General features: G+C 36.4%; 12 protein-coding genes and 2 riboswitches. Of the genes, 1 reads left to right on the top strand and 11 read right to left on the bottom strand.

What is annotated here, in order from left to right; genetic code table 11:
- Positions 1-294: 294 nt before the first annotated feature.
- Positions 295-351: riboswitch (glycine riboswitch) on the bottom strand.
- A 3-nt stretch (positions 352-354) separates the two neighbouring features.
- A riboswitch (glycine riboswitch) is annotated at positions 355-456 on the bottom strand.
- 228 nt (positions 457-684) lie between these two features.
- Complete coding sequence (locus J7E81_RS09745) at positions 685-2,130, bottom strand: DEAD/DEAH box helicase (RefSeq protein WP_215041979.1); 1,446 nt, start codon at positions 2,128-2,130, stop codon at positions 685-687.
- Positions 2,131-2,695: 565 nt separating this feature from the next.
- Between J7E81_RS09745 and J7E81_RS09740 the strand changes: the two genes are divergently transcribed.
- Positions 2,696-3,589 (top strand): LysR family transcriptional regulator, encoded by an 894-nt coding sequence (locus J7E81_RS09740; RefSeq protein WP_215041977.1) that lies wholly within the window; start codon positions 2,696-2,698, stop codon positions 3,587-3,589.
- Positions 3,590-4,417: 828 nt separating this feature from the next.
- On the opposite strand, the gene J7E81_RS31345 is transcribed toward J7E81_RS09740, so the two are convergent.
- From J7E81_RS31345 to J7E81_RS09690, 10 genes are all read right to left on the bottom strand, one after another.
- Positions 4,418-4,495 (bottom strand): DUF2798 domain-containing protein, encoded by a 78-nt coding sequence (locus J7E81_RS31345; RefSeq protein ID WP_374104024.1) that lies wholly within the window; start codon positions 4,493-4,495, stop codon positions 4,418-4,420.
- Between the two features lie 256 nt (positions 4,496-4,751).
- Positions 4,752-5,786: an amidohydrolase family protein gene (locus J7E81_RS09730; protein ID WP_215041974.1), complete on the bottom strand. Its 1,035-nt coding sequence runs from the start codon at positions 5,784-5,786 to the stop codon at positions 4,752-4,754.
- A gap of 34 nt (positions 5,787-5,820) precedes the next feature.
- The gene (locus J7E81_RS09725) at positions 5,821-6,735 is read right to left on the bottom strand and encodes a VOC family protein (protein WP_215041972.1); all 915 of its coding nucleotides are present in this window, start codon (positions 6,733-6,735) and stop codon (positions 5,821-5,823) included.
- Between the two features lie 99 nt (positions 6,736-6,834).
- A complete protein-coding gene (locus J7E81_RS09720; protein ID WP_215041971.1) occupies positions 6,835-7,314 on the bottom strand; it encodes an aromatic-ring-hydroxylating dioxygenase subunit beta in 480 nt (159 codons plus the stop codon).
- Positions 7,311-8,594, bottom strand: a complete 1,284-nt coding sequence (locus J7E81_RS09715; protein WP_215041970.1) for an aromatic ring-hydroxylating oxygenase subunit alpha — start codon at positions 8,592-8,594, stop codon at positions 7,311-7,313. Before J7E81_RS09715 ends, J7E81_RS09720 begins: the two co-directional genes overlap by 4 nt.
- 249 nt (positions 8,595-8,843) lie before the next feature.
- Complete coding sequence (locus J7E81_RS09710; protein WP_215041969.1) at positions 8,844-9,143, bottom strand: SDR family NAD(P)-dependent oxidoreductase; 300 nt, start codon at positions 9,141-9,143, stop codon at positions 8,844-8,846.
- Positions 9,144-9,716: 573 nt separating this feature from the next.
- Positions 9,717-9,890: a hypothetical protein gene (locus tag J7E81_RS09705; protein ID WP_215041964.1), complete on the bottom strand. Its 174-nt coding sequence runs from the start codon at positions 9,888-9,890 to the stop codon at positions 9,717-9,719.
- Between the two features lie 443 nt (positions 9,891-10,333).
- Entirely contained in the window at positions 10,334-10,543 is a 210-nt protein-coding gene (locus J7E81_RS09700; RefSeq protein WP_308162198.1) for a 4-oxalocrotonate tautomerase, read from the bottom strand.
- A gap of 38 nt (positions 10,544-10,581) precedes the next feature.
- Positions 10,582-11,370 carry a 2-keto-4-pentenoate hydratase gene (locus J7E81_RS09695; protein ID WP_215041954.1) on the bottom strand — a complete coding sequence of 263 codons (789 nt, stop codon included), beginning with the start codon at positions 11,368-11,370 and terminating at the stop codon, positions 10,582-10,584.
- 44 nt (positions 11,371-11,414) lie between these two features.
- Positions 11,415-12,194 carry a 2-keto-4-pentenoate hydratase gene (locus J7E81_RS09690; protein WP_215041953.1) on the bottom strand — a complete coding sequence of 260 codons (780 nt, stop codon included), beginning with the start codon at positions 12,192-12,194 and terminating at the stop codon, positions 11,415-11,417.
- Positions 12,195-12,285 lie beyond the last annotated feature (91 nt).

Below are 12,285 nucleotides of genomic sequence, written 5' to 3'. Positions count from 1 at the left end.
TTACTTTTCCCGGGATATTTACAATTTACTAATCAGTTAAATCTTTTAAATTTAAATCCTATTCATTGCAAATTCATATCCCAATCAAAGTTTAATAGAATACTACCCCTTAACCACATTAAAAAAGCGCTTACAATTTAGATGAATCAAACTTAACCTTCCTGTGGTTCCATTGCAGTCCCCCAGAGACTCATTCCTTCCTAAATTTTATAGCACAATCCTCCTTTTTTAGTTTGTGCTATCTTTCCCCAACAAAAAAAGACAGGGGGAAAGATAGATATTCTTCTATCTTTCCTCTGTCCTTTTACCTGAGAGTTTAACTCCTTTGGTGGCACATGGCTCTCTCCAGAGACGCGTCCTATCATGGTCCTTTTACCTGAGAGATTGTTACCCCGTTTTTGGGGACTTGCTCCTTCGGTGCCAAACAATATGTTTGGTCTCTCCCATAATATTCATCCGCTAGTATAGATTTCATTTACATACTACTCTACAGAAGAGATGATGTCAATCAAATATTCTGAATTTAATAATTATTTTGAAAAAATATATCACTATAGGGATGTATGTCATTTACTCCTATTTTAAGCTTTTCGGTGCTTTAGTTATATATTTATAATCATGCTATCGTTTTTCAGAAATAACCTATTTTCATTTGTACAGCCCTCTCGTCCTTGGTGGTTTTCATTATTTAAGGGCTTTACTAACTTTTAACTTCTTTCCTTTTATAGTTGTATTCTCCATCGCTTGTAAAACGAGCGAGCCTTTCCCATTTAGTATATCAACATAGGACATTTGATCTTGGATCGTAATAATTCCAATATCCTCTGTAGAAACTCCAGGAATTTTCGCTATAGTTCCAACAAAATCTACCGCTCGAAGCTTCTTCTTTTTTCCACCGTTAAAATATAGTTTCATGATATCTTGGTTAATTCTTGCCGTTTTATTATTTCTTACGACTCGCCGTCCGCTTATTTTTTCGTCGAAAGCAGCCTGGTTACCAGCAACTTCATGTGGCTTTGGTGCATCCACTATTGGTATTTCAAAGCCAATATAGCGTTCAATGGCTTTAACGAATTTTCCTTCATAAGGTGTCGCAAATGTAATGGCTTTTCCTTCATTACCTGCGCGGCCGGTTCGGCCTGTCCGATGGACATAACTCTCTTTTTCCATTGGAACATCATAATTGATCACAAGTGTCACATTATCAATATCAATTCCTCGTGCAGCTACGTCGGTAGCAACTAAATAACGGAAATTCCCCATTTTGAAACCATCCATTACAGCAAACCGATCTTGTTGTTCTAATCCGCCATGGAGTCTTTCACAGGAATAATTGGCTTCTTCCAATTCGGCGTAGACCGTATCGACGTGTTCTTTCGTGCGGCAAAAAATAAGGCAGCTGTCTGGATTTTCAACGACGGTAACGTCTTTCAAGAGTGGAATTTTTTCATCTTCCTTCACTTCGATTAGACAATGTTCTATCGTATCCGTTGTGATCCCATTAGCCTCAATCTCGACATTAATAGGATTTTTCATATACTTATGGCAGAGATTTTCCACATCTTTCGGTAATGTTGCCGAAAATACCATTGTAATTCTGCTTAAAGGGAGTTGATTAATAATGGCTTCTACTTCATCAATAAACCCCATATTAAGCATTTCATCCGCTTCATCAATTATTAGAAACTTTATTTTATCTAAAACCAGAGTTTCTCTTTCAATATGATCGATAACACGTCCTGGGGTACCAACAACTATATGAGTTTTTTGTTTCAATTCTTCTTTTTGTTTCGTAAACGGTTCTTTTCCGTAAACGGCCATTGCTTTGATCCGTTTAAACCTTCCAATATTCGTCATATCTTCGCGAACTTGAACAGCCAGCTCCCTGGTTGGTGTCAGGATTAAGGCCTGTGGCAATCTTTCTTCCCATTCCATCAATTCGCAAATAGGAATTCCAAAACTCGCTGTCTTACCGCTGCCTGTTTGTGATTTTACGACAAGATCTTGATTTTCCAATGCTAATGGAATGACTTTATGCTGAACCTCTGTCGGAGCTTCATATTTTAATACCTGTAAAGATCTTCTTATTTCATCGCTTAAATGAAAATCTTCAAATTTTGTTTCACTCATGTATTAACCTCGTTTTTTTGTATTTTCCGGCTTATCGATAGGATTTCTCTCAAAGAAATATCATATGCATAATCTGAATATGGTTCATTATACTTGAAACTTTCGCGAATATAAACGTTTCAAACTGGTCTTATAACGATTTGCCCTCTTTTGTGAACTTCCTCTTCTTCAACGAATATCCTGGTTGATACTGTTTTCTACCCTTCTTTTTTTACATGGCTTCCATGATAAAAGTGTTGAAAGTACAGTTAACCCTAGGGACTGAAGAAGTTGTCCGCATCTTAGAAACTATGTATATCATCTAAACTCAAAAACATTATTTTTAATAAAGAATGATCATACACAATTTATTGAATCCCCTAGTATTATAAAAAATATTTTGAATTTTATCCGTAAAAAGAAGATTTTTTTTATTAGTATTTAACATTATTAAAATCTATAATTAGATTAAATTATTGGTTAGTTGTAATTCTTTACATAAAAATGAAAGCGCATTAATACAAGCGTCCGGAATGTTTTTATTGATATCATAATATAAAATATTTTTAAATAAGGAAGTGATGTTATGGATGATGAACAACTTTTAACCTTCATTACTGTATTTGAGTTAAATAATTATTCGCGTACAGCAGACCACTTGAATTTAACACAGCCCGCGGTAACGGCAAGAATTCAAAAATTAGAAAATGAACTAGACTGTAAATTATTTTACCGCGACGGAAAAAAAATCCTATTGACTCAGGAAGGAACTGCCCTGCTTCCATATGCACGTAAAATATTAAACTATGTAAAAGAAGCCAGACAGGTGATTGAAGGTATTAAAACTCCAACGATTACCATTGGATTATCACCTGCCATCTCTGTTTCGATTGTCTTAGAGGTTTTATCACTGCTGCGCAAAACAAGTGAGTTTTCGTTTGAAATAGTGGAAGCAGCGGACTCTGTAGAAGTTTCTAAAATGATTGAAGATGGGTCAATCGATATAGGCCTGGTAAGAGATGTAATCCCATTTACAAATCTGGAATCTGATTATATTTTTCACGAAAAGCTGGTTTTTATTGTTGGAAAAGACCATCCATTAGTTGGAAAAGCTGAAATTTCCAAAGACGATCTTATTGACCAAACGATGATTTGCTATCGTAGGGAAACAGCCTTATGGCGAAAAATTGATGAAAGATTAATCGGAATAAGAAATCTAAAACGAATTGAAGTTGGCGGATTCGAAATGGTAATATCGATGATTAAAAATAACTGGGGTTTTAGTGTCGTACCAGAACTAATTCTAGCTAATCACACAAATAAACACAATAAAGATTTATGTACCGTCCCTTTTGCTGAATTTAAAGATCTCACTTATAATATTGCTGGAATATATAAAAAGGATTCTCCAAAATTAGAAAGGCTTCTTCTGTTCCTTCATACTTTTGAAACTATTTTAAAAAATTTAAAATCTATTTAAATAGGTATATGCTATGGATCAGCAATAACAAAGGGCATTCCATTTAAACAGAAATGTCCTTTGTTATAAATCTATACCGTTTCTTTAATAACACTGTGCCTTTATTTAACCCCAGAAACTCGATAGCATTTTCTCCAAGCATTTTTTCTTTTCCTCATCCAACACGTTTTCTAACATTTCGGCTACAATACCTGGTGGTGCTTCTCGCAGCAAAAATGGCTACTCAGTACCCATGATGATGTGATCAGCCCCCTATTTTTCAATCATAAATTGAAGGTTGTGCTGGTCATAGACTAGTGTATCGTAATAAATTTTCTTCGCATAATTTTCTTGGCGGCAGGTCCGTTGTACGGATATGCGGCTATACTTCCCCAAGCTTGATCGATCCCTGGTAATAAATAGGGCGGGTTCCTCCGCCATATATGGCAAAACAGAATTATATATTTGGATATATCAAAAATTCCGATGAAGATTAAACTTCCTACAGCAAGCGCTGTCTCGAAAGATCCCTATTGAGTACATAAAATTATGTTTAGGAACTTATAAAAAATCAAAAAACCGGCAGATATTTCTCGACGGTCTTAACATTTAAATTATTTGTTTGAGTAAGTTCGTTTTCAATCTTCTTTGTTTTTTCTTTTTCTATAATGACTTGGGACTCTGTACTTTGCTTTTAATTTTATTATTTATCGTTTTGTTCTCTCACTATAATATTATTCTCAATTATTAATGGTTTTTCTACAAAATTAATCTTTTTCATTATTTTTTGTATTACTTTCGGAAAAAAGTAATACAAAAAAAAGCACAAATAAAAGCCTGTGACCAAGTTTATAACCATGCATGTAAAAATGTTCCATCATAACCCCTATTTATTAAGATTAATATTAATGAAATAAAAAAGGACATACTAAAAGCCATTAAAAATGCAAAAATGATATTTTTATATTTAATATTAATATTTATTATTACTCATCTCCTCATCATTTAATTTAACTACATTTTTATCTTACGAATACCTACATATCAAAGTTAGAAAGGCTTCTACTATTTCTATAGTCGTTTAAAACCTCTTTAAAAAAATTAAAATTTTCCTGATCTATAGAACTATAGGTCAAGATAGAAAAGAACATTCCTATCAAAATGGAATGTTCTTTTATTTGGCCTATTCCGATTCTTTAATAAAACTCTCTTTATTTAATCCCAGAAACTTAATCGCATTTTCTCCAAGCATTTGTTTCTTTTCCACATCCGAAACATTTTCCAACATTTCAACTATTTTCCCCGGCGGTGCTTCCCGCAACATGAATGGATAATCTGTACCCATGATAATATGATCAGCACCAAATTTTCCAAGCATAAATTGGAGATTGCACGGATCGTAAACGAGCGTATCGTAATAGAGTTTCTTTGCATAATAGCTTGGCGGCTGTTCCGTTGTGCGGATATGCGGCCAAACTTCCCAGGCTTGGTCGATTCGCGGTAATAAATACGGCAGGGACCCCCCGCCATGGGCGAAGCAGATTTTTAATTTTGGAAATTTATCAAGAATACCGCTGAAGATTAGGCTTCCTGCCGCAAGAGCTGTTTCGGACGGCATTCCGATCGAATACATAAAGTTGTGGTTTGGCATTCTCTCTACTCCGACCGTGGCCCATGGATGAACTAAAATGGGTACATCCATTTTTGCCGCTGCTTCTAGAAATCTTTGAATCTCTGGATCATCGAGGGTTTTTCCATTTGCGTTGCTGCCGATTTCAATCCCGATCAGCCCCAGCTCTTTAACTGCTCTTTCCATTTCTGCAATCGCCAAATCCGAATTCTGCAGTGGTACCGTTCCAAGGCCGACAAAACGATCAGGATATTGGGCTACTACCGAAGCTATGAAATCATTTTGTGCTTTCGACAGCTCTAAACACTTTTCTACATCTGCCCAATATGTAAACGTAACGGGAATCGGAGATAAAACTTGGACATTGACACCTTCTGCATCCATTTCAGCGATGCGCTTTTCAGGATTCCAGGCATTCTCGTCGATTCTTCGGAATGACTTTCCATCCTTGTAAATTTCAGCTCCACAGCTGCACGTATGCTTTAAAATTGGAAAACGATCATCCGCATATTTTTCCGCAAAATCTGGAAAATTCTCGGGAATAATATGGGTGTGAAAGTCAACACGGAAATTCTCACCTTTTGACACGATGCTGCCTCCTTAAAGGATAATTGTTGATTGATTATTGATTAACTTTTTCCAAGTCTTCCTTTATCAATTTACCAACTTTTCCCCATCCTGGTTTAGGTCTTCCTCCCCATTCATCAAGGGTATGCATGGTTGGTTCTAGACGGCGAGGCTCTCTTGGATTTTCCTCCGGAAATTCTTCCATTCCTTGACTATACTCAATCGTTAAACCGTCAGGATCAGCAAAATATAGGAAAATGCTGCCCGATGGGTGATGTTTTCCTGGCCCAAAAAGAATCGGAACATTGTTATCCTTTAATCTATTAACTTGAATCCCTACATCATCTACACGTTGAGCTTGATAAGCAAGGTGATTCAATTTATTTTCTTTTCCTTTTGTCAGGGCAAAATTATGGTGAAATGGAGTTCCAGCTGCCCTTAACCAGGCCCACCCCGTTTCCCTTCCTTGGATATCTGAAATGTTGAAGTTCAAAACAGTCGTAAAGAAATCAAATAATTCGTCAAATTTATTAGTTTCGTAAACGACATGAAGAAGTCTCGTAATTCTGGCTTTCTTAGGAACAAATGGTGTACCCATTTGCATAATTTGCACATAGAATTCATACGTTACCCCTAAATATGGATCTTTAAAACGCAATGTTCTACCTTGGGCCAAATTTTGGCACTCCTCTGTGCTTAATTCGACAGGATTTACACCTTGTTTCGTTAAATGGTCAAATACTGCTTGAAATTGGTCTGCCTTTTCAAGCTCAAATGCTACTCTTTTTAACCCAGGTTCTTCTCCTTGTTCAAGGATTAAATTGTGATGGTCCCAGCTGCATCGAAGGTATGCGGCATCAAGAACCCGTTCAACAAATTCCATACCAACAATATTTTCATAAAAATCTACCGATTTATTAAGGTCAGTCACGCTTAACACAACATATCCCAACTTTTTATAACGAATCATTCAAAAACCTCCTATATTATAGTAGAGTGTCTAACCCTCATAGCTTAACCGCGTTAATGTGTTAATTCGTATAAACCATATTCAAAATCTGACTTCATATTATAAAATGATACTTACTTTTCCGTGCGGGCGAAGACTGTCCAATTTGAGAATGACTTTCTTGGATTGAATCTTTAATTCTCCATTTTCTTTTACCAAGATGTATTCGTTGACCCCGACATAATTGTCCATTACTTCACGTTTCGTACGGTAGGTAGAGAAATTGCATCTAACTTTTACGGCATCCTCTTCATTATTAACGATTCTTACATTCATCACATTGTGAAGAGTAGTGGAGTGCGGGTATTCTACATGGGCTTCTCTTTTCAGTAATCGTAACGCCCGCTGTTCTAAACGGGCACGATCATCATGAACAAAGAAAAGCGATTTTTTAAAATCCGCATCAGGATTTCCGATGGGCGGAATCACATACGTTCCATTGCTTGCGAATAATGCAGCCCACTCCTTTAACTTAAACTCATCAAGAAGCTCAGACTCATGGAATAAAAAATCTTCAATTTCCTGACGTGTTATGTTCATACTTCCACCTTCCCATCTTCTTCTTTTTTGCTTTCCGCTGCTGTCATCCGTTTATCCCATTCACGCCAAAAGGCACGCATTTGTTCTTCATCTGTCGCTTGGGGAATTTCCCTGTTCATTCCTTTGGAAATATCATTCCATCCGACTTCTTTAGTATTTAAAAAGCCTTCCTGGCATAGTTCAAGTGCTTCATTATCATCCGGAGTCGCAAAACCGCCTGGCCCTAAAAACTCTAAGTAGCTGTCATTCCGAACCTCTCTGAAACCGTCTGTTTCATTTATAGGAGATAAACCATATGCGGTTACTTGCATATAACCCGGTTCAATCGGATAAAAGGTTCTGATTGCAATCGCCATGATGTCATTGATGACCAGGTTAGGGAAAATTAAAATATTACGGTTCTTTTTCGAAATGCGGTGGGCTCTTTCTTCGCCAAATTTTTCTACTAAGCGGGCATTGATTTTGTCAATAATTTCTTTCGCCTCTTCACCGTAACCTTCAATCCATTTTCCGATTGGTCTTGGCCACGGGGCATAATATTCCATTACGGCATGTCCATTCCCCAGAGCGCGTGCTTCCCCTGCCAGACTGTCTTTTTCCATTATTCCGCCGCGGGTCGCAACAATATCAAAATAGGTTTTATGGGTTGGTACCCCGTGGTATAAATCAAAACTATTTTCACAAAGTAATTTCCAGTTCGCTCGTACGCTATATTCTTGGGGATCCTGCAAAACTTCCATTCCAACTTCTGTTTGATCTGCCACCAAGTCGAGATACTCTTTGGCACCTGCCAGGTATTCCTCTAATGATATGGCGTTGTCATCAAAGTTAACAAATACGAAACCGCGGTAACTTTCAAGTCGTTTGACAGCCAGCATATTTTTGGAGCCATCGCAGTTATGGTCTTCCAAGAAACCAAATTTATCAGGTAATCCGACTAATTCCCCTTGCGTATTAAAGCTCCATGCATGATAGAAGCAGCGGAATACTTTTGAGTTTCCTTTTTCTTCACGGCAGACGAGCGCACCCCGGTGAGGACAGGAGTTATATAATGCCCTTATTACCCCATCATTGCCGCGGGTGAATAAAAGGTTTCGTCCACCAACTTTTCTTCTATGAAAATCGCCTTTATTCGGTACTTCTGATTCATGCCCGATATATAACCAGCATTTATCAAAAATTTCATTGCGTTCGATTTCTAAAATTTCCGGATCAATAAAAACTTCACGATTTACTTTGAATAAACACTTCTGTTGATCATCCTTAAGATAATTGCTCATTGACTCTCCCCCTAAATAAGTTTTTTTAGTATACCTGCTCATCATCTGTGTCAGTTCTGAAAGAGGTTTTAGAAAACCTTAAAATCATTTTTATTGCATCGTGCTTCCGCCATTTAATAATCCCTCCGTAATTTTGTTTCACCATATTCGGCAACACTCTGTATCATGACCACAGCATGGTCCAGTGGTTACGGTCGATTGTTGTTTTTAAGGATACGGTGTTTGTTCAAGGAACGGGAGAATTACGCCTCAGCCGGCATTATTGACAAGACTTTCGATTTTTTCCCATTTATGTATGGGTTCTTCAACCATCTGGATAACGTTTTCATCTTTTGATAGATCACCAATAAAGTAGTCTGTTTCCCGCCCTGTTAATTGGTCCACATCCTCGGAGACTTCCTGCGAACGTTCGAAATTGGTTCCGGTAACCAATACAGTCGCACCTGCTTGTGATAAACCAATTGCAACCGCTTTCCTAATTCCTTGAAAAGAACCTGTTACAACGGCTACTCTCCCTTCCAAAAGATAGGCTTGTGATTGACTCGACAAGCTAAAATCTCCTCCTTTCCTTGTAAAAATGGTCTGTTTCCTTTTTGTCGTGCAACTTTCAATTGCACAAAAACTAGCATCGATCCGGATACCTCAGCAAATGTAATCGCATCCAAAACTTAACTCAGTGTACTTAGGTAAACAGCGTTTAATGCATTTTCCAGATACTATCTGAACATGTTGACATTAAAAATATCAGAATATTATCTTAATTGATTTAATTTTAAATCTTTTTTTTGTGAAAATCTAATCGAAATATTCTTACTTTTAGTGCCTAAATTCAAGATATTATTTATATAAACATTATTAATACGCTGTCAATTCTCGTGCAAAGAGATGATTTAAGAGGAATAATTAAAAGATTTCGTTTGTCCTGAGTAAATTCTAAAGACATTTAAATGGAATGACATTCTAAAATACTTGAAAACTATTAAAAAACCCCTTAAGTTGGATTATTAGTCCAACTTAAGGGGGTAACTTCATTAAGTTGCCTTTTTCTAATGCTAAAATATTGTTAATTACAGTTATATTTATTGCTAATAAAGTTACCTTCCCTCCGAAAAGAGAACCCGGTTACTTTTCCTCCTGGCTCCTATTTGTTGAAACTGGATGAATTACATAATAGAATCCTAAAATACTTTCAATCTCTCCTATATCTAAATATTCATCTGATGAATCTTTAAGCACTATCTGTGCATCTTGAATATCCATTTTCTCTAGTTTTTCAATAAGTTCAGATACTGTCATTTTATATTTTCCTCCCTATTTATTTACCGATGTCTGCAATTTTTTTATAATGAGTTTGCACCTGGAAGATAGACCTGAAAACAATAGATGAACATGATAAAAAAATTCGTTAATGAAACGATTAAATCAGACAGATATAAAAAATACCAATTCAACAAGATGAATGGGTATGCCTTTAAATCTATTTCTACTATGGCTAATCATAACAATATGAGTGAATAACAAAAAGAGGTGTAGTGAACCTCCCTTAAGGGGATGTCAGTACCTCAGGTTGATCGACAAACCCGATTATTTTCGAATTTGTCGACAGTCTGAACTCCCTTTCAAAAAATATAGGGAGTTTTAATTTTTTATTTCTAAGGTTGTGAAAAATCACCTTTACAAAAACAACTAATAGTTTGTCGATTTTCTAGAATACAGTTACTAGATTCAAGCTTATTCGTTTATTTTCTATCAGAAACCGGCACACCGGCAACTCCCCAATGAGTTTTTGGCATTTCATTTACCAATACTCGAACGCTAGTTTTTGGTACAACTAATGTTTCAACAACTGTATCAGTAATATTTTCAATTAATGCTTTTATTTTTTCTGGTTGTCTGCCTTCCATAATATTTACTTGAATAAGTGGCATGGTAATCCCCCTTTTATAAATTATATTTTCCTATTGTAATATGTTTTAAAATTGCTGATTTATTTACCAACAGAGAAATTTACTTCGCCGAGGCCATCAAATTTACCTGAAACAATGTCGCCAACTTTTAACAATATTGCACTTGTTAAGGCTCCCGATAATATGATTTCGCCTTTTTTAATTTTATCTCCTTTTCTGGCGAGCATGTTTGCCAATACTGCAATGGCATTGGCAGGATGTCCTAAAACGGCAGCTCCAGCGCCCAATTCTTTAATTTGGCCATTAATCGATAAAGTTGCCCCTACTAATTCAAGTTCAAAGTCATTTGGTTTTCGAAGTGTATTACCGAATACGACCCTTGAAGTAGATGCATTATCAGCAATTACATCTGTGTGGGTAAAGTTAAAATTTTCATAACGGCTATCAATAATTTCAAGTGCAGGTAAAACATACTCTGTTTTAGCTAACACTTGTGAGCCGGTAATTCCTGGTCCTTCAATATCTTCGCCAATCAAAAACGCAATTTCTGCTTCCACTTTTGGATGGATCAGATCAGAAAATGGTAGAACACCACCGTTATCAATCAGCATATAATCAAACACATATCCGTAAATTGGCTCAGTAACGCCCATTTGTTCCCACTTCGCCTTGCTTGTTAATCCCATCTTAGGGCCAATGATTCTTCGGCCCTCGTCTAATTTTTTTTGAACAAGCAGTTCCTGTGCCTGATAAGCTTCCTCAACTGTTAAATCAGATTTAAACGTCTTAGTTACCTTAACAACTTCACGTTTTTCTACTTCCGCAGCAACTAAGTAATCAGCAATTTGTTTAATAATATCACTTGCCATTCCTTTTCCTCCTTTGATCCAGATTCAGTATCTATTTAAGCCAATTATTTAAAGTTAACGCTTACTTGACCAAGATAAGCAAATCTTGCTGTAACATTGTCGCCCGCATTAACGACAACCATGCCGGAAAGTGCACCCGAAAGGATTACTTCACCTGCTTTAAGAGTAATATCATAATCTGCTAAACGATTCGCCAGCCATGCAACACAAGTTGCCGGATTTCCAAGTGCAGCGGCTCCAACACCTGTATTGGCCACTTCACCATTTTGCAAAAGTACCATGCCCATTAATTCCAGATTAATATCTTTAATTTTTGTAGGTTTGCCACCCAATACAAATAATCCGGATGAAGCATTATCAGCGACCGTGTCTGGTAGCTTAATTTTCCAATCTTGTATCCGACTATCAACAATTTCTAAAGCAGGAACAACATAATCTGTTGCTTGAAGCACATCAAGAACAGTCACATTCGGTCCTTTTAAATCTTTCTTTAAAATAAATGCAATTTCACCTTCTACTTTTGGCTGAAGCATGGTTTCACAAAAAATAGTACCGCCATTTTCAACGACCATGCTGTCTAATAGATGTCCATAGTCAGGCTCATCAACACCCAACATTTTTTGTACGGCAACAGAGGTTAATCCAATTTTTTTGCCAACAATTTTCTGTCCTTCAGCTACCTTATTTTTAATATTTTCCAATTGAATATAATATGCCTCATCGACAGTAATTTCTGGATCTACCGCAGTTAACGGATTAATTCCGACGTGTTTTTTTTCAGCTTCTAATAATTTAGCAGCAATCTTTTCAATTTTACTAGTCAATTGAATATATCCTTTCTATTATAAATGTATTTTGAGACTGTTTAGTATAAGCTGAGAAACATTCAAAAAAGTTGCACGGTATATCTTATTT

Source organism: Bacillus sp. ISL-18, assembly GCF_018613415.1.
Lineage (GTDB): Bacteria > Bacillota > Bacilli > Bacillales > Cytobacillaceae > Neobacillus.
This window is presented reverse-complemented; position numbering and strand designations above follow the sequence as displayed.